Origin of the sequence: Rothia sp. P5764 (genome assembly GCF_048512965.1) — a bacterium.
Taxonomy (GTDB): domain Bacteria; phylum Actinomycetota; class Actinomycetes; order Actinomycetales; family Micrococcaceae; genus Rothia.
In genome coordinates this window covers 652,754-675,495 of record NZ_JBLXXQ010000001.1, presented here as the reverse complement: position 1 = coordinate 675,495, position 22,742 = coordinate 652,754, and the positions used below count along the sequence as shown (strand labels likewise).

20 protein-coding genes are annotated in these 22,742 nt (G+C 58.5%); 11 read left to right on the top strand and 9 right to left on the bottom strand.

The features are described 5' to 3' along the window. Window positions 1-45: 45 nt before the first annotated feature. The 3 genes from pdxT to ACN08Y_RS03115 form a co-directional block, all read right to left on the bottom strand. On the bottom strand, window positions 46-624 hold the full coding sequence (gene pdxT, locus ACN08Y_RS03125) for a pyridoxal 5'-phosphate synthase glutaminase subunit PdxT (protein ID WP_419111799.1): 579 nt from the start codon (window positions 622-624) through the stop codon (window positions 46-48). Between the two features lie 71 nt (window positions 625-695). Then, the gene (gene pdxS, locus ACN08Y_RS03120) at window positions 696-1,610 is read right to left on the bottom strand and encodes a pyridoxal 5'-phosphate synthase lyase subunit PdxS (RefSeq protein WP_419111038.1); all 915 of its coding nucleotides are present in this window, start codon (window positions 1,608-1,610) and stop codon (window positions 696-698) included. 200 nt (window positions 1,611-1,810) lie between these two features. Further along, window positions 1,811-2,407 (bottom strand): hypothetical protein, encoded by a 597-nt coding sequence (locus tag ACN08Y_RS03115; protein ID WP_419111798.1) that lies wholly within the window; start codon window positions 2,405-2,407, stop codon window positions 1,811-1,813. A gap of 397 nt (window positions 2,408-2,804) precedes the next feature. On the opposite strand from ACN08Y_RS03115, the gene ACN08Y_RS03110 reads away from it, so the two are divergent. From ACN08Y_RS03110 to ACN08Y_RS03100, 3 genes are all read left to right on the top strand, one after another. After that, window positions 2,805-4,358, top strand: coding sequence for a PLP-dependent aminotransferase family protein (locus tag ACN08Y_RS03110; RefSeq protein ID WP_419111797.1), 1,554 nt, complete (start codon window positions 2,805-2,807; stop codon window positions 4,356-4,358). A 156-nt stretch (window positions 4,359-4,514) separates the two neighbouring features. Beyond that, window positions 4,515-5,111 (top strand): hypothetical protein, encoded by a 597-nt coding sequence (locus tag ACN08Y_RS03105; RefSeq protein WP_419105395.1) that lies wholly within the window; start codon window positions 4,515-4,517, stop codon window positions 5,109-5,111. A gap of 94 nt (window positions 5,112-5,205) precedes the next feature. Next, entirely contained in the window at window positions 5,206-5,589 is a 384-nt protein-coding gene (locus ACN08Y_RS03100) for a hypothetical protein (RefSeq protein WP_419098870.1), read from the top strand. An 80-nt stretch (window positions 5,590-5,669) separates the two neighbouring features. On the opposite strand, the gene ACN08Y_RS03095 is transcribed toward ACN08Y_RS03100, so the two are convergent. From ACN08Y_RS03095 to ACN08Y_RS03080, 4 genes are all read right to left on the bottom strand, one after another. Next, window positions 5,670-7,016, bottom strand: coding sequence for a flavin monoamine oxidase family protein (locus tag ACN08Y_RS03095; RefSeq protein WP_419098871.1), 1,347 nt, complete (start codon window positions 7,014-7,016; stop codon window positions 5,670-5,672). A gap of 41 nt (window positions 7,017-7,057) precedes the next feature. Further along, a complete protein-coding gene (locus ACN08Y_RS03090; protein WP_419111796.1) occupies window positions 7,058-8,530 on the bottom strand; it encodes an APC family permease in 1,473 nt (490 codons plus the stop codon). A gap of 26 nt (window positions 8,531-8,556) precedes the next feature. Further along, window positions 8,557-10,431 carry an FAD-binding monooxygenase gene (locus ACN08Y_RS03085; protein ID WP_419105396.1) on the bottom strand — a complete coding sequence of 625 codons (1,875 nt, stop codon included), beginning with the start codon at window positions 10,429-10,431 and terminating at the stop codon, window positions 8,557-8,559. A 270-nt stretch (window positions 10,432-10,701) separates the two neighbouring features. Continuing rightward, a complete protein-coding gene (locus ACN08Y_RS03080; protein WP_419111795.1) occupies window positions 10,702-11,085 on the bottom strand; it encodes a hypothetical protein in 384 nt (127 codons plus the stop codon). A 176-nt stretch (window positions 11,086-11,261) separates the two neighbouring features. Here ACN08Y_RS03080 and ACN08Y_RS03075 point away from each other — a divergent pair, with 176 nt between their 5' ends. The 8 genes from ACN08Y_RS03075 to ACN08Y_RS03040 all read left to right on the top strand — a co-directional run bounded on the left by ACN08Y_RS03075 (window position 11,262) and on the right by ACN08Y_RS03040 (window position 20,659). Then, entirely contained in the window at window positions 11,262-12,740 is a 1,479-nt protein-coding gene (locus ACN08Y_RS03075) for a fumarylacetoacetate hydrolase family protein (RefSeq protein ID WP_419111034.1), read from the top strand. Between the two features lie 4 nt (window positions 12,741-12,744). After that, window positions 12,745-13,404: a GntR family transcriptional regulator gene (locus ACN08Y_RS03070; protein WP_419098876.1), complete on the top strand. Its 660-nt coding sequence runs from the start codon at window positions 12,745-12,747 to the stop codon at window positions 13,402-13,404. Window positions 13,405-13,448: 44 nt separating this feature from the next. Next, window positions 13,449-14,954 carry a 5-carboxymethyl-2-hydroxymuconate semialdehyde dehydrogenase gene (hpaE, locus tag ACN08Y_RS03065; RefSeq protein ID WP_419098877.1) on the top strand — a complete coding sequence of 502 codons (1,506 nt, stop codon included), beginning with the start codon at window positions 13,449-13,451 and terminating at the stop codon, window positions 14,952-14,954. 73 nt (window positions 14,955-15,027) lie between these two features. Beyond that, on the top strand, window positions 15,028-16,140 hold the full coding sequence (gene hpaD, locus ACN08Y_RS03060; RefSeq protein ID WP_419098878.1) for a 3,4-dihydroxyphenylacetate 2,3-dioxygenase: 1,113 nt from the start codon (window positions 15,028-15,030) through the stop codon (window positions 16,138-16,140). A 158-nt stretch (window positions 16,141-16,298) separates the two neighbouring features. Continuing rightward, complete coding sequence (gene hpaH / locus ACN08Y_RS03055) at window positions 16,299-17,084, top strand: 2-oxo-hept-4-ene-1,7-dioate hydratase (protein ID WP_419111794.1); 786 nt, start codon at window positions 16,299-16,301, stop codon at window positions 17,082-17,084. Next, window positions 17,069-17,893, top strand: coding sequence for an HpcH/HpaI aldolase family protein (locus ACN08Y_RS03050; protein WP_419111793.1), 825 nt, complete (start codon window positions 17,069-17,071; stop codon window positions 17,891-17,893). Before hpaH ends, ACN08Y_RS03050 begins: the two co-directional genes overlap by 16 nt. A gap of 160 nt (window positions 17,894-18,053) precedes the next feature. Further along, window positions 18,054-19,271, top strand: a complete 1,218-nt coding sequence (locus ACN08Y_RS03045; RefSeq protein WP_419111792.1) for an ATP-binding protein — start codon at window positions 18,054-18,056, stop codon at window positions 19,269-19,271. 854 nt (window positions 19,272-20,125) lie between these two features. Next, the gene (locus ACN08Y_RS03040) at window positions 20,126-20,659 is read left to right on the top strand and encodes a hypothetical protein (RefSeq protein ID WP_419111791.1); all 534 of its coding nucleotides are present in this window, start codon (window positions 20,126-20,128) and stop codon (window positions 20,657-20,659) included. A 132-nt stretch (window positions 20,660-20,791) separates the two neighbouring features. Here ACN08Y_RS03040 and ACN08Y_RS03035 read toward each other — a convergent pair whose 3' ends face one another. Beyond that, window positions 20,792-21,562: an enoyl-CoA hydratase/isomerase family protein gene (locus ACN08Y_RS03035; RefSeq protein WP_419111869.1), complete on the bottom strand. Its 771-nt coding sequence runs from the start codon at window positions 21,560-21,562 to the stop codon at window positions 20,792-20,794. A gap of 17 nt (window positions 21,563-21,579) precedes the next feature. Continuing rightward, window positions 21,580-22,731 carry a 1,2-phenylacetyl-CoA epoxidase subunit PaaE gene (gene paaE / locus ACN08Y_RS03030; RefSeq protein ID WP_419098883.1) on the bottom strand — a complete coding sequence of 384 codons (1,152 nt, stop codon included), beginning with the start codon at window positions 22,729-22,731 and terminating at the stop codon, window positions 21,580-21,582. Window positions 22,732-22,742 lie beyond the last annotated feature (11 nt).

Genomic DNA, 22,742 nt, shown 5'->3' with positions numbered 1-22,742 from the left:
CCTAGAACCTCAACCCTTTTATTCCGGGGAGTGCCCCGGTAAGGGCTAGGCGGTGGTAAGTTCCAGTAAACGGCGGTGGACTGTGGTGTCCCCGGTCAGCTCGGGGTGGAAGGAGATGCCCAGTAGTTTGCCCTCTTGGACGCCTACTATTTTCTTGCGGTAGGTGGCTAGGACTTCTACCTCGGGGCCTGTTCGTGTAATCGCAGGTGCACGGATAAAGGCTGCCCTCAGCGGGGTTTCTTGCTGGCACCAGGCAAGCTCAGCTTCCGCCGAATCGATCTGGGAGCCAAAAGCATTACGGGCAACGGTGACATCGAGCAGACCCAGGGTTTGCTGGTCAGCGGCTGTGCCCTCAAGGTTTTTGGCCAGAAGGATCAGCCCGGCGCAGGTGCCCAGGGTGGGCAGGCCAGCGCCGATAGCGTCAATGAGGGGTTGGCGTAGGCCAAAGATACGGGTGAGCCTGTCGATAGTGGTTGATTCCCCACCGGGTAGTACCAGGGCATCGCACCTTTGCAGTTCCTCCGGTTTTTTGACCAGCAGAGTGTTCACCCCCAGCGTCTCTAGGAGCTTGACGTGCTCGGCCACTCCGCCCTGGAGGGCCAGAACACCAACGGTTAAAGTCATGGATTCCCTTTCGCTACCCCGGCAAAGTAATAGATGCTAGGGGTGGGGCGTAGTTACCCCACCCCCTAGGCTTACCAGCCGCGTTCTGCCAGGCGGTGCGGTGCGGGCAGGTCGGCAACGTTGATGCCGACCATGGCTTCACCTAGGCCACGTGAGGCTGCGGTAACCTGCTCGGGGTCATTGTAAAAGGCGGTGGCTTTCACGATTGCCTTGGCGCGGGCTTCTGGTTTGCCGGATTTGAAGATGCCCGAACCCACAAAGACACCGTCTGCTCCTAGTTGCATCATCATGGCAGCATCGGCTGGGGTGGCAACGCCGCCTGCAGTAAAGAGGACTACGGGGAGCTTGCCGGTGCGGGCTACTTCAAGGACCAGCTCGTAGGGTGCGGCCAGTTCTTTGGCCTTGACGTAGAGCAAGTCGGGGGACGTGGCCTGCAGAGCCTGAAGCTCAGCGATCTGGGTCTTGATGGTGCGAATGTGTTTGGTGGCTTCGGAGACATCCCCTGTGCCTGCTTCACCCTTGGAGCGGATCATGGCTGCACCTTCGGTGATGCGGCGCAGTGCCTCGCCTAAGTTGGTGGCGCCACAGACAAAAGGAACCTTAAAGGTGTGTTTGTCAATGTGGTTGACGTAGTCGGCGGGGGAGAGCACCTCAGACTCGTCAATGTAATCGACCTTGAGGTGCTCTAGGATCTGGGCTTCGACGAAGTGCCCGATACGGGCTTTAGCCATGACGGGGATTGAGACAGCATCGATAATGCCCTCAATCATATCGGGGTCACTCATGCGGGCAACACCGCCCTGGGCGCGAATGTCGGCGGGCACGCGTTCAAGGGCCATGACGGCAACAGCGCCAGCATCTTCAGCGATTTTGGCCTGTTCGGGGGTGACAACGTCCATGATGACGCCGCCTTTGAGCATGTCGGCCAGGCCGCGCTTAACAAGGGGTGAGCCGGTGTTTGCGGTCTCGGTTGTTTTTTCAGTCATGGTGACCAGTCTGCGCCCAGATCTGGTCTAGGGAAAGGTCCAGACAAACACATTCTTTTTAGACCAGATAGTTTAAGGCCTGGGTTTACCCCAGGCCTGGATTTTCTGCCCCTCTCAAACTCCAGGCCAGGCACTTAGTCTCTGGGGGTGAGACTGGAGTGCCTGGCCTGGGAGGGGTTCGCTGTAAACCTGGGAACTTTTTAGGCTTCGGGGCGGTAGAAGTACTGATCTGGTGATTTCATGCTTTGCTGGCCGTTAACGGTGGCGGTGTACTTATAACGGTACTTAACCCTCAAAGTGCTCCAGTCACGATCATCTTGGCCGGTTGCAACAAAGAGGTAGCTTGGGAAGGGCGTGGTGCCCTTCCTGGCTTCCAGACTTCCCTGGTAGTAGGAGGTGTAAGCGTATTCTGTAATACCTTGACGTGTGACCACGTTACCCTGGGTGTAGTCGCGGGTAGGGGTGGCCCAGCCATTGGACTCTACGCTAGTGAACTGCAGATTATCTTCTGGTAGCCAATAGGTCACCGCTACGTTGGTGATGATATCTGTAGGAATGGTGAAGTAAACAGCTACGCTGTAAGGATTTCGCTCATCGAAGGTAGTCAGCCAGTAGCGCTTACTGCCGTCGTAGTGAGCGTCCTGACCTGAATTGTGGTAAGCGTGACCGTTGCCGCTGACAGCGGGCTGCTTCTCTCGGGTAGAAGCGGCATAGGCCGGGATGCTGGCGGATGCTAGGACCATGGGTGCGGACCAGGCCAAAGCCCGGCGGCTAACATGAGGGGTGGGGGAGGACATCTTTACCTGCTTAGAGATATTTAGGATGGTTTAAGGTGTTTGGCCCATGCTATCAGCTCCTTCTGGTTCGGGTAATGGAGATAGGCATCTCTCGGTGAGATGTTGGCAACAAATAATAAATTATTCTTTGCATCTGTAATGCCTAATAGGAGCCATATTTACAGATATAGCAAACAGGGCTGGGGGCTCAGAATCCTGCCGAGTTCGTATCCGTAGCCTGGGAATAAGGGCAGGCCCCTTAAGAGACCCCCCAGCACCTCACTGGGCCCAGGGGGAAGGAGCCCAGGAAGTGTCATCTTCTGACCCTTTAGCACCTATTCCAGGTTCGCTGAGCGGCTATCTCCTAGGGTTCCTATCTGCCGATACACTAGAGAAGGGAAGAGCAGAAGGGGGGCACATGGCTCAATACTCAGGGGATAAATACCTCCCCCTTAGCCTGAGCAGGGGCACAGGGCTCTCCTTACACACCCAGATCGCTGAGCAGATCCGCGCGCTGATTGTCTCTGGCCGCCTCAGGGCCGGTGACCACCTGCCATCTAGCAGGACGCTAGCCCACCAGTTAGAGGTTTCACGGGGCACAGTGGTCTTTGCCTATGAACAGCTGACCGGTGAGGGGTACCTGTCAAGTAATCGTGGCGGAACGCGGGTCTCACGCACACTACTGGCTCACTGGCCCCAAGATCCTGCTCAACCCTCCGGCGCCGGCCAAGAATACCTCATCCCAGGGCCAGCTAGCGTCCAAGTCCAGCAGCCAGAAACAAGCCCCCCTCAGGGCAACTTTTTTGACCTGAGGCCCGGTCAACCCGATACCTCCCTGCTGGCCAGCGCCAGCTGGCGAGCGGCCTGGCGAACCGCCGTGGCAGCCCCTCTGAGCAGCCACCCCCCGGCTGGGTCGCTAGCCCTACGCTCAGAGTTGGCAGAGCACCTGAGGCTCATACGGGCCACCTACAGGGACCCAGAGGAGCTACTGATCACCGCTGGTGCCAGGGAGGGTTTTCGCCTGCTTCTTACGGCTCTGCGTGCTCGGCAGCGTAAGCGCCCCTTGAGGGTGGCAGTGGAAAATCCCGGTTACCCTAACTTGCGTAAAATCCCCCAAACCTTTGGGCACCAGATCATCCCTATACCGGTTGATTCCTGCGGTCTGATTCCGGACTGCTTACCTGTCGGTAAAGATCGCCCGGATCTAGTCTTGCTGGCACCTAACCACCAGTACCCCTTGGGCACCTCCATGCCGGTGAGCCGTCGCCTGGATTTACTTGCCTGGTCTGCGGAGCAGCAAGTGCTCCTCGTGGAGGACGATTATGATTCTGAACTGCGCTACCGAGGTGACCCTCTGCCCACCCTGGCCGCTCTTGACCGTTCCCCCCTGCTATCTTCCCAACTAGTTTCTGGTAGGCAGAGCCAGCAGGGTCGAGTCCTTACCCTAGGTTCCTTTTCTAAGCTGCTAGCTCCCGGTCTTAAGCTGGGTTACCTTCTAGCACCCCCGCAGCTAGCTCAAGAATTACTGGATCTTCGGGATACTCTGGGTAACCCCGTGCCCTGCCTGGTTCAAGATGCTCTAGCTCATTTTCTGGCCCGGGGCGGGCTGCGAAGCCATACTGCCCGGATGAGTAGGGTCTACCGACGGAGGCGGGAGCTTGTTCGTGAGGCTCTAGGGCAGATTCCCGGAGTGAAGTTGGTTCTGATGGAAGGTGGTTTGCACGCCATGCTGATCCTGCCGGGGCAGGGAGGGCTCACTGAGACCTGTGCCTTGGAGCGAGCCCGTGAGGTGGGGGTAGTTCTGGCCCCTCTGAGCGACTACTGGTCCCAGGAAAGTGAGCTGTCCCCTGGCTCTCCCCTGGGGTTAGAGCACTCGCAAGGGCTAGTTTTAGGGTTTGGTGCCCTTAAGGACCAGGACCTTGCTCTTGCTCTAGAGCGCCTGCGTTTTATCTTGATGCGCCCTTCAGCCTAAGAGAGCCTGTTGATGTCTTCAGAGATTTACCCTGGCCTGTCGGCCCTTCTGCTCAGCCCCAGAGAGCTACTCATCCCCTGGATGGGAATATCTTCGTAGCTAAGCCTGTGCTATCTTCCAAGCCACAGGGTCGAGGGAGGGCGGTAGACTAAGAGGGTGATTGAGGAACCTAAGAACAAATCTGAGCTCCACCCCACCGACCGGCTACTGGCCGGGGCACTTGCAAGCCCTACCCTGGTTCAGGCCCTGGTCTTCCTGGTCTTTGGGCTGGTTACCGTTTTTTGGCAGGCCCCGACCCTGACGGTCATTACTATAATGCTGGCGCTCTACCTGCTGGGCTATGCGGGAGCCTCCTACCTGACGGCGCGTGCGCTTGCTCCTGCCGGGGACAGGGTTTCTGCCCAGGGGTTTACTTCAATAGCCTTAGTTCAAGCCGCCGGTGGCGCTCTGATGCTTCTGGCGCCGCGCGGGGAGTTCTGGCTCACCCTCATAGGGGCCCTGGTTCTTGGCCTGACCGGTGTTCTTAAAGTTCTAGCCGGTATGCGCTCTCAAGAGTGGAACCCTGCCGCCCGCGACTGGCAGCTGGAAGGCCTGATCATCACTCTGTCTGCGGCCGCCCTACCGGTGGTCTCAGAGATCGGAGACAAGGCCATTATGGGAACCGCCGGTGGCGGTGCCCTGCTAGCAGGTGTTTTTGTGCTGATCGGGGCGCTTACTCTGCGCGCTCAGGCAAACAAACCCCAGGAGCCCTAGCAGGGCTACCTGTGACCCTAGCGGTGGCGGGGCGCATAAAACCCTTGGCCACCCCGTAGACTGGTGGGACTACCAATTCAGGAGGAAGAAGTCTGTGGCTCAGAAGAGTGAACCAACCCGGTCAGGGTTTAAGGCGCAGGTGACCGGCCCGCTCATTATCGCGGCGGTACTAGCAGCTGTTGCCTTTGCCTGCACCTTTATTTTTGCTACCGGCGGTACGGCCAACCGGCCTCAGTTCGTTTTGGCGCTGACCATCGGCGGTGCTGTTTTTGTGGTCACCCTGGTCATGTGCGCCACCCTTATCTTGGTGGAAAAACCCAATGACCCCTCCTTGGGCCAAGGTACCGGTGTTAACCGTTCCTCCGCCAAGCTCTACGCCGAGGCACGCGCCCGCCGTGAAGCCGAAGCCAAACGCCGAGAAGCTGAGGAAAAAGAACGCCTGGCCCAGCGTATCGACGAGGCCAACAAAAAGAACTAGCCCTACCTGCCGGTCAGAGGCAGATAGGGCCAGTCGCTAGTGGAAGGCACTAAGTGCATATTTTCAGCTGGCGCTAGATCCTAGGATTCCTGAGCGGCAGAACCTAGATCGTGGGCTACCTTACGGCTGGTGCGGTAGGCGGTTTCAATGGCTCCGTCTACTACCACACCTCGCCAGCCGCGAGCATAGTCGGACCCAGCAAAGTAGATGCGGCCCATATCCTGTTCGAAATGGTGCCAGCCATCGGTAAATTGCCCCTTCTTCAAGGTGGCCCAGGCTTGTCCGCTCCAGGGGTCATCGACCCAGTCATGACCAGTGCAGTCGATAGCTTCAAGGTCGGGGCGCCACTGGTTGAGGATTTCTTGGGCATCCTCAAGGCTGTTGAGGTCTACCTGGCTGTGATCGGAGCCAAAACCAACGCAAATGGTGGTGCCGTCGTCCAGAAAGAACTCGCTGCGGAAGACATTAATCTTTGCGGGGCTAGGGGCGTAGCCCAGAATCTTATGATGGCCCTTGATTTTAATCCAAATCTTGCAACCGGTGGAGTTCCACTTCTGCTGGATTAGAGAAGGAATTTTACCCGGTAGCTCAGGTGAAAAAGTCAGGTTGCCTAGCGCCCCCAGCGGGACGGTAACTACGACGGCATCCGCCTCGACCAGCCGGCCATCTTCTAGGGTTAAGCGCACCTGCTGGTCGCTATGCTCCACCTTTTTGACCGGGGTCTCTAAATGGATAGGGCAGGTGAGGTCTTGAGCAATAGCCTGGTAGATACCTTGCATACCATTGGTCAGTTTAAAACGGAGGGTCTGTTCATCCATAAGGGAGAGACGGTGGTCGCTCAGAGCCGCCCACTGCTTAGCCATCAGTGATGACCCCTGGTGGGGGTTGCCGATGTAACCAGCAGACCAGTAGGCGTTACACAGATCCTTCTCTTCCTGGCTGAAATCTCCCTCTTCGAGAGGGTCAAGAACACTGTCTTGATCCGCCTTGAGGAAGGCTTCTTGCAACTGCTCTGAGGCCTTTGAATCGGGCCTCAGGATGGCCAGGGGGTCTTGGGGGTTGGGGAAGAAGTCACGAGAACCTTCAAAGATTTTTGCCTGTGGCCTAGCAAGGCGGGCATCCATCTGACTTTCAGTACCTGAAATGACCTGCCCTTGGCTGACCCAGTAGGCATCGCAGTCTGAGGGGCTGGGGTAGATGGTCTGCTGGTAGCGGGTAATCTCAGCCCAAATATGGGGTTGCATCCAGTGGACCCAGGTGGCACCTAGTTCCAGGTCTTGACCCATGCGGTTTTCCGTCCAGGCTCTGCCCCCGATGCGGTTCCGGGCTTCAAAAACTTCTACCTGGTAGCCCAGGGTTTGAAGTTCTCGGGCGGTCACTAGGCCGGCGAAGCCAGCTCCAATTACTGCTACTTTTTGTGTGGTCATGGTGGGGACCTTCTTTCTGTGGCACCTCAGTAGCCTGAGCCTCATGAGGGCTGGCTACCGGGGTCTGTTGATTCCTGATGGTCAAGGTGGCGGATGGCCTGGTAGACATCGGGCCTGCGGTGTTTGAGGTAGTGGCCCCAGGCCAAACCCAGCACCCCGGAGCCCATGATGACTGCTGGCATGACATAGACCAGGGGGGAGCCGTCTTGGGAGCCGATCATGATGTCAAAGTTCCAGAGAATGAGGAAGGCAACTACCGCAAGGGCCAGCGCTGAGACTCCGGGGGCTATGAGGCGCACCCAGAGGGAATGGTCGGCTGGATTGCGGGCGAACCAGCAGATGACTGCTACTGAGGTGATGGTCAGTAGAAAGACCAGCCCAAAGGCTGCCGCGTTGGTGAACCAGGTAAAGAGGGTCAGTACCGGGTAGAGCTCCCCGTGCTCAGAGTTCTGGCCCAGGACGGCAAAGATCAGCAGGACCAGTAGGGCTAGGACGGTCTGTAGAGCTGACCCGTAGAGGGGGGAACCTGATGTGCTCGCCCGCCCTAGTAGGCCTGGCAGCACGCGTGACCTGCCCAGGGAGAAGAAATAGCGGGCAGCAGCATTATGGAAGGCCAGCAGGGCGGCAAAGAGACTGGTGATGAAGAGAGCGTTAGCGGTGTGTGCCAGGGCGGGTGAGCGTTCAGCCAGCCAGACAAAAACCAGATCTGGCCCGTATTCCTGAGCCTGAGCGATGATGGCGCTTGGCCCTACTCCCATGGCAAAAGCCCATGCCGTGCCAGCGTAGAAGAGGGCAATGAGGGTCACTGCAATGTAGGTTGCTCTAGCAACAGTTCGTTTGCGGTCTTTGACCTCTTCTGAATAGATAGCCCCGGATTCAAAGCCCATAAAGGCGGCAATGCTAAAGGCTAAGAGAACTCCGATGCCGGTGGTGAAAAAATCCTGTGGCTCGATGGTCTGGCTAGAGATCCCCTCGGGTGGCTCTGTGAGGGCGAGGGCGCTGACGATGATAACTACCAGGAACTCGAGGGCTACTAATAGTCCCAGGATTTTTGCTGACAGGTCAATGCTGGCAACTCCGAGCAAACCTACACAGACCCAGCCCAGCAGGGCCGCGACCCACCAGGAGATGTGGATGCCAAAGAGGGTGCTGAGAAAGGCGGCCAGGGAGAAGCCAAAGAGCCCGTAGAGGCCGCACTGCATGAGGTTATAGGAGACCAGCGCCAAGATGGCAGCGGCGATTCCCTGGCGGTTACCCAGCCCTTCGGTGATGTAGGCGTAGAAGGCCCCCGCGTTGGAAATAGAGCGGCTCATGGCCACGTAGCCTACGGTGAAGAGCAAGATGATGAGCCCGATGGCTAGATAGCCCAGGGGCACCCCCAGAATCCCTGCAACAGCAAAGTTGGTGGGGACTCCACCGGCTAGCACGGTCAGTGGTGCCGAGGCCGCAATAATCATGAAGACCAGGGCCGTGGTTCCTATGCCCGGTCGGGTCCGCTGAAGGTTCTGGGGCACTGGGGGCCTCCCATCTGTGAGTAGTCTTACTGGAAGACTCCGTTGAAGTAGTCGCTGATGCCCTGCAGGTCATTGAGGGGTAGCACTGCGGCCACGTACTGGTCGGGGCGCACGATGATGACAGCACCATCGCGGCTAATAGCGCGTTGCTCAAAGATATCTTCTTCTGGCAGGCGGCAGTAGATGTTCTCCCAGTACTCCACCTGGTGCTGGCCAACTAGCGGGCGGAAGGCTGCTGGTACATCGGTGACCTCAAACTCGGTGTGGACCTGTTGGTAAATCACCAGGGGCTCAATGAGCGCGTCAAAGTCTTGGCCCTGGGCCCGGAACTTCACGAAAGGTGATTGGGGGTCCGAAACGAGGAAGTCGCTCAGGGTTCGTACCGCAGAATCTTCTGCGGCGGGGTGGGCTGCATCTGCAAAGACGTAGAGCCGGTAGCGACCGTCGGCAGTGGCCTCGTGGCCCAGGTGCCGGGGGTAGGAATTCTCCCGCCGATTGACCCGGGCCGAGCGGAAACGCTTACCCACCGGGAAGCCTTCAGCCAGGTGCTGGTGCTCGGTGCCACCGGTCAGTAAAGAGGGCTTATAGCAGGTCATAAAGCCGGCCGGGAACTCGGCTGTCTTGACGTAGAACTCTTCGAGGTATTCGGGGCTGGGGAGGTCTTCGGGTTTGGTGGCCATGAGGGTTGACCACTCTTTGTCAAAGTTGATCAGGTCCTGGGCGACTTCCTGGCGTTCTTCCGAGTAGGTTTCGAGCAGGGCTTGGGGGGCCCGGCCGCTGAGGACATGCCCCAGCTTCCAGGCGATGTTAAAGCCATCTTGCATGGAGACGTTCATGCCCTGGCCTGCTTTGGCGGAGTGGGTGTGGCAGGCATCGCCGGTGATGAAAACCCGCGGGTGGGTTTCTTCTGTGCTGCGGTCATCGAAGTGATCTGTCAGCCGGTGGCCTACTTCGTAGACCGAGTGCCAGGCAACCTCTTTAACGTCGATGCTATAGGGGTGGTAGATGGCGTTGGCGCGGTCAATGATCTCTTCGATGGGGGTGGAACGTACAGCGTGGTTATCATCTGCTGGCACTTCGCCAAGGTCTACATAGACCCGGGCCAGGTGCCCACCCTCTCGGGGGATATGCAGAATAGATCCCTGGGCTGAGCTGATAGCGCACTTCATGCGCCAATCGGGAAAGTCAGTATTGACGATGACGTCCATGACGCCCCAGGCGTGGTTGGCGGCGTCCCCGGTCAGCTTGCGGCCGATGGCCTTGCGCACAGCTGAGCGGGCTCCATCGCAGCCGATGATGTATTTGGTGCGCACGCTAAACTCCTGCCCCTGCTGGGGGCCAGCGCTGTGGCACAGGCGGACTTCTAGGGGGTATTCCTGGCTTTCGTCGGTGCTCAGCCCCAGAAATTCAATGCCGTAGTCGGGGGTGATTCTGCCGGGGGAGTTGCGGGCGTATTCTGCGAAGTAGTCCAGCACCCTGGCCTGATTAACGATTAGGTGGGGGAATTCGCTGATGTCGTGGGGGTCATCGACGGGGCGGGCACCGCGAATAATGTTTTGGGGGTTTTGGGGGTCCGGCTTCCAGAAGCTCATTTCGGTGATGTGGTAGGCCTCCCGGATGACCTCTTCGGCAAAACGGAAGGCCTGGAAGGTTTCGACCGAGCGGGCCTGGATGCCGTCGGCTTGCCCGAGTTCTAGGCGGCCTTCACGGCGTTCGATGATGCGGGTATTGACGGTGGGGAATTGGGAGAGTTGGGCTGCGGCGATCATGCCGGCAGGGCCTGAGCCGACGATGAGCACATCCATTGTTTCTGGCAGGTCGCTGGGGCGGTCGATGCCGTAGCCAGCAGCTTCTTGGATGCGCGGATCGCGGGAAATATAACCGTTGTGGTGGAAGTGCATACTGCTCCTTACGGTGTGTTGGGGTACGTCCTTGTACGCCTTAGTTTGGGTGTGTTGGAAGACCCAAGCCCCCAGGGGTGTGATGTCGGTAACTAATTTGAATCATATACGATACCAGACCGGGCAACAAGGGATAGGTGCTCTTTTTGCTGAGGGAGTGCTGGCCCAGGCCCGAGGGGGCTGCCCTTACTGGCTGTGCTGGCCTACCCTGATCCAGGAACAGCCTTCTAGGCTCTGGTGACTAAACTTTTACAGGGCCTTTCTAAGGGCCTATTCCGTGGGGTGTAGGCCAGAAAGTTTCTTTTTGATGAGTTCAAGGAGGGCCTGGGGGTTCTTGTTGCAGCCCTGGAGTTCCTGGGAGGTAACTAAAATACGGGACTCTTCCCCGCAGATGTAGGCGATAGCGGGTGCCTGCTCATCTGGTATCAGGGTTTTGAGCTGGGGGGTGCCTTGGTTGAGGTGCAGGGTTCTCAGGGGCAGTGGTAGGGTCTGGCAGGCTTCTTTCCACTCTTTCTTGCCCAGGGGATTGTAGCCGTGGGTGATGTCGCAGAGGGCGCAACCTTGGCGCCCGCTGACTTTCCTCAGGATGTAGGATAATTCTCCTTTGATTCCGGCATCGGCTGCATAGACTCCGATGAGGTATGGCTCCTTCATCATTTTTCCTTTCAAGCACAGAAGCGCCGAGGCTTTTGCTTTGTTGTGTGGAGGGGACTAGCTTGCCTGCTTGAAGGCTAGCTACCCTCCCCCTTGTTGTGACGCTGATTACTTGCTAATGTGTGAAAATAATATACGATTTTCGGTGAAATACCAGAGCTCGAGGAGGAGACTCTATGGCAGATCAGCCCACACCCCTACCCGCAGCCCCCGGCAAGATCATCGCTGTGCACCTGGCCTACGAATCCCGAGCCGCCCAGCGAGGCCGCCGGCCCTCCACCCCCTCCTACTTCTTCAAACCCACCAGCTCCCTGACCGGATCAGGTGAAGTAGCCCGCCCCCAAGGCACCGACTTACTGGCTTTCGAGGGCGAAATCGCCCTGATTGTAGGAAAGGAAGCCCGCTGGGTCAGCCAGAGCCAGGCCTGGGACCACATCTCCCATATCACCGCAGCTAACGACCTAGGAATCTACGACTACCGGGCCGCCGATAAGGGCTCCAACGTGCGCTCCAAAGGCCGTGACGGTTACACACCGGTAGGGCCTAACTACATTGATGCTTCTACCGTCCAACCTGACCAGCTACGTGTGCGCACCTGGGTCAACGGCCAACTCCGCCAGGAAAGCGGAACCACCGACCAAGACCTAATCTTCCCCCTGGCCCAGTTCGTGGCAGACCTATCCCAGCATATGACCCTAGAGCCCGGCGACATTATTCTCACCGGCACCCCGGCAGGTTCCTCGGTGCTGGTTCCCGGCGACCTAGTCGAGGTGGAGGTAGATGCCCCCACTGCCCCCGGTTCCCCCACCAGCGGCAAGCTCTCCACCCGCGTTATCGAAGGGGAGGGGAACTTTGACCCGGATCTGGGCAACCTGCCTGCCACCACCGAAACCCAGGTTGAAGAAGCCTGGGGCTCCCGCCAGGAAGCAGGCCTACCAGAGAAGCCGGCCCTCAGCCAGGAAACCCGCGCCCTGCTCCAGGAGCTACCCACCGCTGGCCTCTCGGCCCAGCTCCGAGCCCGCGGCCTCAACAACGTTGTGATTGAAGGGGTCTACCCCCAGACCCCCGGAACCAAGCTGGTAGGTACCGCCAAAACCCTGCGCTTTGTCCCTAACCGTGAGGACCTCTTCAAGAGCCACGGTGGCGGCTACAACGCTCAGAAACGCTGTTTTGACAGTGTCCAAGCCGGGGAAGTCATCGTCATTGAGGCACGGGGAAGCTCCCAGTCAGGCACCCTGGGCGACATCCTAGCCCTGCGGGCCCAGCACCGGGGAGCTGCCGGTGTTGTGACAGACGGCGGTGTACGCGACTACGCAGAAGTCCAAAGGATCGGCCTGCCCGTCTTTAGCCAGGGCCCCCACCCGGCTGTCCTGGGCCGCCGCCACGTCCCTTGGGAATCAGATGTTGCCATAGCCTGCGGAAACGCCACCGTCTTACCGGGAGACGTCATCGTAGGTGATGATGACGGGGTTATCGTGATCCCCCTAGATCTGGTCGATGAGGTAGCCGCCGCCGCCCAGGCTAAGGAAGAAGAAGACGCCTGGGTAGCCCAGCGCGTAGCCCAAGGCAACCCCGTGGATGGGCTCTTCCCGCCCACCGGACAGTGGAAGGAAGCCTACCAGGCCTTCGTCCAGTCCCAGCAGGGAAGCGAATAGCCCTGTGAGCCACCAGAGAAGAGCTAGGCTGTCCAAAGCGGAGAGCGCCTACCAATGGATCCGAGAGAAAATAGTCGGCCAAGAGTTCGCCCCGGGCCACAGGCTCACCCTCTCGAGTCTGGCCGCTGAATTAGAGATGTCAGTGGTCCCGGTGCGTGAAGCTATCCGCCGCCTTGAAGCCGAAGGCCTAGCCACCTTCGAGCGGAACGTAGGTGCCCGGGTTGCCATGGTTGACCAGTCCGCCTACACCCACAGTATGCAGGTGCTGGGCCTCTTAGAGGGGCGGGCTACAGCCCACTCAGCACCCCACCTGAGTGCCCAGAAACTCGAACAGGCACGGGAACTGAACACCCAGATGGAGGCCCTCCTTGAAGACTTTGACCCCAAAGCCTTTACCGAACTCAACTACCGCTTCCACCAGATCCTTTGCTCAGCCTGCCCCAACGACAGGCTCCTCGAGCTAGTTGCCATTGAGTGGGACCGCCTCAGCCATCTGAGAGAATCAACCTTCTCTTTTGTACCCGCTAGAGCCCAGGAGTCTGTCAGCGAGCACAATCGCATGCTGAGCCTCATCGAATCCGGGGCCAAGGAACAAGAGATTGAGGCCGTTGCCCGCCAGCACCGTCAAGCGACCCTCTCCAGCTACCTCAAGAGCACCCACTAAAAATTTTTCATTCTTCAGATTCAACACCACCAAGGAGTTAGCCCGTGAGCACACCCAACACCACCCTCCCCGCAGGTCTACCCGACCGAATCCAGCACTACATCAACGGTCAGTTCGTTGACTCCCTAGACGGCGAAACCTTCGACGTACTCAACCCCGTGACCAACCAGCCCTATATCCAGGCCGCCAGCGGTAAGAAAGAGGACATCGAGGCCGCCGTAGCTGCCGCCCGCCAAGCCTTCACCAGCGGCCCCTGGCCCACCATGCTGCCACGCGAGCGCGCCCGGGTGCTCATGAAAATCGCTGACATTGTGGAATCCCGTGAAGAAACCCTAGCCCAGATGGAGTCCTTCGACTCCGGCCTACCCATCACCCAGGCCAAGGGCCAGGCTCGCCGTGCCGCCGAGAACTTCCGTTTCTTCGCCGACCTGATCGTGGCCCAAACCGACGACTCCTTCAAAGTGCCGGGCCGCCAGATCAACTACGTCAACCGCAAGCCCATCGGTGTCGCCGGCCTGATCACCCCCTGGAACACCCCCTTCATGCTGGAATCCTGGAAGCTAGCCCCCGCCCTGGCCACCGGTAACTGCGTGGTCCTCAAACCCGCCGAATTTACCCCCCTCTCAGCCTCCCTCTGGGCAGGAATCTTTGAGGAAGCCGGCCTGCCGGCAGGTGTCTTCAACCTGGTCAACGGCTTCGGTGAAAGCGCCGGAGACGCCCTGGTTAAACACCCGGACGTTCCCCTGATCTCATTCACCGGCGAATCCAAGACCGGCCAGATCATCTTCGCCAATGCCGCCCCCTACCTCAAGGGCCTGTCTATGGAGCTGGGCGGTAAGTCACCGGCCGTTGTCTTTGAGGACGCTGACCTAGAGACCGCCATTAACGCCACCATCTTCGGGGTTTTCTCCCTCAACGGCGAGCGCTGCACCGCAGGCTCCCGCATCCTGGTCCAGCGCAGTATCTACCATGAGTTCGTGGAACGCTACGCCGCCCAGGCCAAGCGCGTCAAAGTAGGCCTACCCTCAGATCCGGCCACCGAAGTCGGTGCCCTGGTCCACCCCGAACACTACGAGAAGGTCATGTCCTACATCGAGATCGGCAAGAGTGAAGGCCGCCTGGTCGCCGGTGGCTCCCGCCCCGAAGGGTTTGATCAAGGCAACTTTGTGGAGCCTACCGTCTTTGCCGACGTAGCCCCCGATGCCCGCATCTTCCAAGAAGAAATCTTCGGCCCCGTCGTTGCCATCACCCCCTTCGACACTGATGAAGAAGCCCTAGAGCTGGCTAACAACACCAAGTATGGCCTGGCCGCCTACATCTGGACCTCCAACCTACAGCGGGCCCACAACTTCTCCCAGGCAGTAGAGGCAGGCATGGTCTGGCTCAACTCCAACAACGTCCGCGACCTACGCACCCCCTTCGGCGGTGTTAAGGCCTCCGGCCTGGGCCATGAGGGTGGCTACCGCTCCATCGACTTCTACACCGACCAGCAGGCCGTACACATCAACCTGGGCGAGGTCCACAACCCCGTCTTCGGTAAAGCCAACTAAGCCAGTTAGCACCGGTGCCCGGTAGCCTGGCGAGGATGCCAAGCCACCGGGCCTAAGAAAAGAAAGCATAACCATGTCACCCAATTTTGTTGATTACCCCGTTATTACACCCGATGAGAACGCCCCCGATATCGTCCGCTGCGCCTCCATGGAGCTGGTGGTCACCGACCTGGAACGCTCCCGCGACTTCTACGTCGATGTCCTGGGCCTTGTCGTCACCGAAGAGGACGAGAACACCATCTACCTGCGCTCTCTAGAAGAGTTCATCCACCACAACCTGATCCTGCGCAAGGGAGAAACCCCGGCTGTTGCCGCTTTCTCCTACCGGGTCCGCACCCCAGAGGACCTGGATAAGGCCGAAAAGTTCTATGAATCCCGCGGCTGTGAGGTCCGCAGGAAGAAAGAAGGCTTCGTCAAAGGCCTGGGCGATTCCGTACGCGTCCTTGACCCCCTGGGCTTCCCCTACGAGTTCTTCTACGATGTTGAACACGTCGAGCGCCTGGCCTGGCGTTACGAACTGCACACCCCCGGTGCCCTCGTCCGCCTGGACCACTTCAACCAGGTCACCCCGGACGTGCCCCGGGCTATCTCCTACATGGAAGATCTAGGTTTCCGCGTCACCGAAGACATTCAGGACCAGGCCGGCACTGCCTACGCCGCCTGGATGCGCCGCAAACCCACCGTGCACGATACCGCCATGACCGGCGGTGACGGCCCCCGCATGCACCATGTGGCCTTCGCAACCCACGAGAAGCACAACATTATCGCTATCTGCGATAAGCTCGGTGCCCTACGCCTGTCCGATCACATTGAGCGCGGCCCCGGCCGCCACGGTGTCTCCAACGCCTACTACCTCTACCTGCGCGACCCGGACGGTCACCGCGTTGAGATTTACACCCAGGACTACTACACCGGTGACCCCGACAACCCCCGCGTGACCTGGGACGTCCACGATAACCAGCGCCGTGACTGGTGGGGCACCCCGGTCGTGCCCTCCTGGTACACCGATGCCTCCCGCGTCCTCGACTTGGACGGCAACCTGGTGCCCCTGGTAGAACGCACCGATGATTCTGAACTGGAACAAACCATCGGCGCAGACGGCTTCTCTTACACCCGCTCAGATGAGGGTGAGGAATCCATGCCTGACTGGAAGAAGGGTGAATACAAGCTGGGCCACCAGCTCTAAAGACCGAAAATACAATAAGTTCGGTGCTTGAGGGATATGCTCTAGCCAACTAAGCCTCTTGGGACTCGCGCGGAGCGCTCGTCCCAATTCACGCCAGACCCAGCCAGTTGGCGGTGAGCATATCTCTCAAGCGCCTCTCGCAGTATTGAAAGCTAGCTATGCTCACTGAAGAACAACTCACACAGATTGCCGATGACCTGGCCCAGGCCGAAAAGAACCGCACCATGATCCCGCGCCTGACCGCCAGCTACCCCGAGATGACCGTGGAAGATTCCTACGCGGTGCAACAGATGTGGCGCGCTCGCGGTGAAGCCGCCGGTCGTAGGCTGGTGGGCCGCAAAATTGGGTTGACCTCCAAGGTCATGCAGGAGGCCACCGGCATTACCGAACCGGACTACGGTGTTATCTTCGCCGACCAGGTTTATGAGAATGGGTCGGTTATTGAGCACGCCCAGTATTCCAATGTGCGGATTGAGGTGGAGCTGGCCTTCGTCCTCAAAGAAGACCTGGCCGGCCCCCACGCCACCATCTTTGACGTTCTGCGTGCCACCGAGTACGTGGTTCCTGCCCTAGAGATCTTGAGCTCTCGCATTGAGATGGAGGGCCGCACCATTGTAGATACCATCAGTGATAACGCGGCCCTGGGTGCCATGGTCTACGGAGGCAACCCGGTAGACCCGGCCTCCGTCGATTTGCGCTGGATTTCGGCTTTGCTCTACCGCAACGAGCAGATTGAGGACACCGGGGTAGCAGCCGCCGTACTCAACCACCCGGCCAATGGGGTTGCCTGGTTAGCCAATAAGCTGGCCGCCCACGGGGACAGTTTGAAGGTCGGTGAGATAATTCTGGCAGGCTCCTTCACCAAGCCCATGTGGGTGCACCCCGGCGATACCGTGCACGCCGACTACGGGGATTTGGGGGCAATCACATGTCGCTTCATCTAAATCCGCCTTTTGCTCAGACCCTGCGGGACTTGGGCCGCCCAGCGGTCGGCATGTGGGTCTGTTCCGGGTCGCCGGTGGCCGCCGAGATTTGCGCCGGTTCGGGCATGGACTGGCTCCTGGTGGACGCCGAACACGGGGTTGTGAGCCTAGAGACCGTCCAGGAGCTTTTGCAGGTGGCGGCGGCCTACCCGGTGCAGAGTGTGGTGCGCCTGCCCTCCCTGGACGTGGTTGCTATCAAGCAGTTCTTGGACGCTGGTGCCCAAAACCTGCTGATCCCTATGGTCGATGATGCGGCTGCCGCTGAACTGGCGGTGGCCGCCACCCGCTACCCGCCTGCCGGTGTGCGCGGGGTGGGTTCTGCCCTGTCCCGGTCGGCCCGCTGGGGTGGGGTAGCTGGCTACCTGACCGAGGCTGAGAAGTACATTTCGCTTTGTGTGCAGATTGAGTCTGCTACCGCTGTTGAGAACGCGGCAGAGATTTGTGCGGTGGAGGGCCTAGCCGGGGTCTTTGTGGGGCCTTCTGATTTGGCGGCCTCTATGGGGCTGTTGGGCCAGCAGAATCACCCGGACGTGGTGGCTGCGGTGAAGCGGGTAATCGGGACGGCTCGGGAGGCCGGCCTGCCTGTGGGCGTGAACGCTTTTGACCCGCAGATAGCGCAGGACTATCTGGATGCTGGTGCTGACTTTATTCTGGTAGCCGCCGATGTGCAGTTACTTGCCCTGGAGTCTAAGAAGCTGGCGGCTCGCTTCATCAGCGGTTATTCTGCCGGCTCTCAGCCTGCCGGGGGCGGCACGGACGTGGGCTACTAGCCCCACCCTCATCGAGATGCGCGGGTTTCCTTCTAGATGCGCGAGGAACCCGCGCGCTTGGAAGGAAACCGCGCATGTCCCAGCCCAAGGCACACTGGGTATTTCAGGTATACCCGAAATTAACCGTCAAAACAGTTGTAATTTCGGGTATAGTCGAAATATGGCTGAACTGTTTGCGCGTGACCGATACCTTGAATTCCTGACAAACATTGACGACCCCGCCCTCGTCCGCATCATCACGGGAGTACGTCGCTGCGGTAAATCAGCCCTCCTCAGTATGTACCGAAGCTACCTCATCGCCCAAGGTGTAGGCCCCTCACAAATCCTCACCATCAACTTTGAGGATATGGCCTACGATCACCTGCGTAATGCTCAGTCCTTTCACGACCACGTCCTGGACGCCATCAATAACAGCGAGATCCGCTACCTCCATATTGACGAGGTCCAAGAACTCAGTGACTGGGCCCGGGTCATTAACTCACTGCGAACCCGGGAGAACCTAGAAATATGCGTTACCGGCTCGAACGCCTCCCTGTTCGTCTCAGAATCAATGACCTACCTCGCGGGCCGCTACATTGAAATCCCCATGTACCCGCTGTCGCTTGCAGAGTTCACTCGCTTCCGCCAAAAAATTGGGGTGACCTACACGGGGGTTGAGCAGGCCTACCAGCAGTGGCTTCGCTGGGGCGCTTTTCCCGCTTCGGCAATAACGCACGATGAGGAAACCGTCAGGCAGCTCAACAGCGGCCTTTTTGACTCAATCTTTACGCGCGATATTGCCTTGCGGGGGCAGATTAGGGATACAGAGACTTTTCTGCGTGTTGCCCGTTTTGTCTTCGACAACGCAGGTTCTGAGCTCTCAACTCTCTCTATTGTGAAACAGCTCAGGGTCCAGGGACGCGGTGCGTCGTCAGAGCTGGTGGACCGCTACCTGCAACTCATGGTGGATGCACACCTGCTGTACCGGTGCCGCCGGTATGACACCCAGGGTAAGCAATGGTTGCGGACTAGCGGGAAGATGTATTTCGTGGACCCTGGCCTGCGTAATTCTCTTCTGGGGTCACGCGACTTTAACCGGGGCCGGGACCTAGAGAATATGGTGTTTTTGGAGTTGAAGCGGCGCGGCTTTGAGGTGATGACTGGCCAGGTGCCCGGTGGCGAGATTGATTTTGTGGCGCGCCGTGATGGGCACGCTCTCTACCTTCAGGTGGCTCTTTCTACCGATTCTGAACAGACTTTAGCCCGTGAGCTGGCTCCTTTTGATCGCCTTCCGGCGGGGGCTCATTGTCTTTTGCTGACAGGCGATAGATTCGCCCCAGCAACGGGTGAGGTGAAGTGGCGGGACGTGTTTGATGTGCTAGCGGGTGCTCCCCTGTAGCGGGCAACCCCTCATCGAGATGCGCGGTTTCCTTCCAGATGCGCGAGGAACCCGCTCGCTTGGAAGGAAACCACGCATGTCCCAGCCCAGGTGGCCTTACTTCCCCCTAAAGACCGGCTTGCGTTTCTCGGTGAAGGCGGCGAAGCCTTCGGCGTAGTCGGCGGAGGCGCACAAGTCGCCTTGGGCGCGGTTCTCGGTTTGAATTAAGTATTGACTTTGTTTTTTGAATAGTTAGTGATTGAAAATCACAGTAGTACAAAAACAATCTCTTTCGAAGAAGGTGCAATGATGTATTAGACGATAAATATTTTCTTATTTCACTGAGGGTTATTCAAATGTAAGATTGAAAGGTAATTGCAGTGAAGCTAGCTACTAAAATTAACCCTCTTTCTTGGTTCAGTACTGCTTGCTTGGTTTGTATAACTTTCTTTTCATACCTACTAGCGGAAATCCTAGTTACTGATAGAGAATTTGTTCAGGCTGTTGTTGCCCCACAATCTCCTGGGTACTATCCTGGGGTCCCTACTGGAATCGGTTGCATGGGATATACAGAGCGTGTGCATAAGAGTGGTGGAATGGCTTCTGTGCATTCAGGCGTTAAAGGTTGTGGCCAAAGCGTTGAGTTTATGGCTGCTGGTGCAGAGATTATGAAAAAGGGTTGGGGGTATGGCACCGGAGGTCATTCCATGCTAAGGAGGGTAAGAATATAAGAAAAATTGATGTTAATTCAAAGCGGGTTTGTGGGTCTTCTTCTATGCAGACTTATAGGGGCAATGGGTATCATAGGGTTGTATATCAAGGAAAAACATATATTCAGCGCACATCAAGTGATATTGAAACAAGGTTTGACTGCAATGCGTAAGTTTTTCGGGTTTCTGACGGTGCTACCCCTCTTGACTCTGTTCTCTTGCGGCGGCGGGTTTAGCGACTACCATGAGGCCCCTCTGGTGGCAGAGGAAGAGTTCCAAGAAGACATACCAGAGTTAAGCGTGAACGGTGAACCTCTTGTGCCTTTCTACTACGAATGGCACTCAGCGAGCCTGAGCGAAACAAAAGAGCTCGTGCAGGATAAGCAACTCATTCCTGTTCTTGGTTCTGCCGGTGAGTCCAACACTGTGAGAATCACCTTTGATGCTGAACCCGTGTTCGCTGAGATTAATATCTTTCGAGGGAAGGCTGAGGACGTTGACCTCGATGGGGATCCTGACCAGCTCATTGAGGTAACCCCGGATATGGTGCAGGCTACCGACGAAGGCTACCTACTAGAACATAAGCTGGCAGAGCCCGGGCCGCAGGTAGTCACCATGACCTACCAGTTCCACACACCGCCCGGTTACGAGCAAGAGGGCATGACCAATATCGTCGCCTGGATTGTTGAGATCTCCTAGAGCCACCTTTCTCACTGGCAGGTGCCGGAGCAGGTGCTTGCCACCCTCATCGAGATGCGCGGGTTTCCTTCTAGATGTGCGAGGAACCCGCTCGCTTGGAAGGAAACCACGCATGTCCCAGCCCAGGTGGCCTTACTTCCCCCTAAAGACCGGCTTGCGTTTCTCGGTGAAGGCGGCGAAGCCTTCGGCGTAGTCGGTGGAGGCGCACAAGTCGCCTTGGGCGCGGTTCTCGGCTTCCACGGACTCCCAGAGGCCCACCCGCGCGTCGCGCACCTGCGCCACCAACTGCTTAGAGGCCAGGAAAGCCCCCGTAGCACCGGCGGCCACCTGCGCCACCTTGGCGCGGGTAAAGTCCAGCAACTCATCGGCGGGCACCACCCGGCTAAAGAGCCCAGCGGCCACAGCCTCAGCACCGGACATTAAATCGGCGGTATAAATCAGATCTAGGGCCCGGTGAGCACCCAGACGTTCCACAAAGAGAGCATGGCCGCCAGAGTCCAAGGTGGCCCCCAGCTTGGCGAAAGGCGAGCCAATCTTGGCAGTATCAGCCACATAGACCACGTCCGTAGCAATGGCCAGGCCCAGGCCAACACCCAGGCAGGGGCCTTGAACCGCCGCGAAAGTGGGGGCGGGGAAGGCACTCATCTTCTTCAAGAGCGGGCTAACCTTACCGGCCAGGTAGTCGTAGGCATCATCCTCGGCAGGAACCAACCCGGCAATGTCCCTCCCGGCGCAAAAGCCGCGCCCCTCCCCGCGTAAGAGCAGGGCGCGCACACCGGCTGTAGCGGCCTCATCGTAGGCAGCCGACAGGTCAGCTAGGGCCGCCTCGTTCAGGGCGTTCATCTTAGCCGGGGCCTTCAAAACCACCTCTGCAATACCGCTCTCTACAGTCAGCTCAATCATGCTCATGGTTACCCCTCCTAGGCGTCAAAGTCCACGCTGACAGCATCGGAGCAGGGGCGGGACTGGCAGGTGAGAATATAGCCGGCATCTACCTCGTCCTTTTCCAGGGCGTAGTTTTCGTCCATATCCACCTGGCCGCTTATGACCTTAGCCCGACAGGTGCCGCAGACACCGCCGGCGCAGGCGAAGGGAACATCCGGGCGTACCCGCAAGGCTGCATTCAAAAGGGTCTCATGGGCTGAAACAGGGGACTCCACAGAAGCTGAGGTTCCATCCAGAGTGAAAGAAATGGAGTAGTTTTTACCGTCCGGGTCTGTTTCCACGGAACGGCCCTGCTGGCCAGCAGGTTTCTCTGGCTTACCGGTGGTGAACAGCTCAAAACGTACCTTGTCCTGATCCACTCCACGCTCGGCCAGGGTGTCCCGGCAGAGCTGGACCAGTTCGAAAGGCCCGCAGAGGAACCATTCATCGGCCCTGTCTACCTGGATGACGTGATCGAGTAGGGCCTGGAGCTTCTCATCGTCAATACGGCCGCTCATGAGCGGGTTGATGCGCTGTTCGCGGGAGAGCACATGGTGAACCGCGAAGCGGGTGGGGTAGCGGTCTTTGAGGTCCCCGATTTCTTCGGCAAACATGACATCCAGGGCGGACTTGTTGGCGTAAACCAGGTCAAAGGTGCTGGCTTGGCTGGCCGAAAGTACAGCCCGGGCGATAGCCATGATGGGGGTGATGCCGGAGCCAGCGGCAAAGGCTACCAGGTGTTGCCCCCCGTTGGCATCCGCCTCCTGAGCTATGTGCTGGGGGTCGTTAAGGCTGGTGACGGTGCTCTGAGAAACAAAGGCCCCCTGGGGGTTCATGACGTCGATGATCTGCCCTGGGGTGAGGGTGTCATTGGCCCAGTTAGAAAAAAGACCGCCGAAGTCCCTTTTGATGGCGACCTTAATTTCACCGGGGGTAGGCTCGGCGCAGATGGAGTAGGAGCGGCGAACCTCTTGCCCATCAATCTGTGCGCGCAGGGCTACATATTGGCCGGGTAGGTAGTTGTAGTCTTCTACCAGGTCATCGGGCACGGAGAAGGTCACTTCAACGGAGTCCTTGGTGAGTTTGCGTACCCCGGCAACGGTCAAGCTGTTAAAGCTGGCTCGGCGGCGGGTGGGTGTCTCGGTCATAGCGGGTGCAG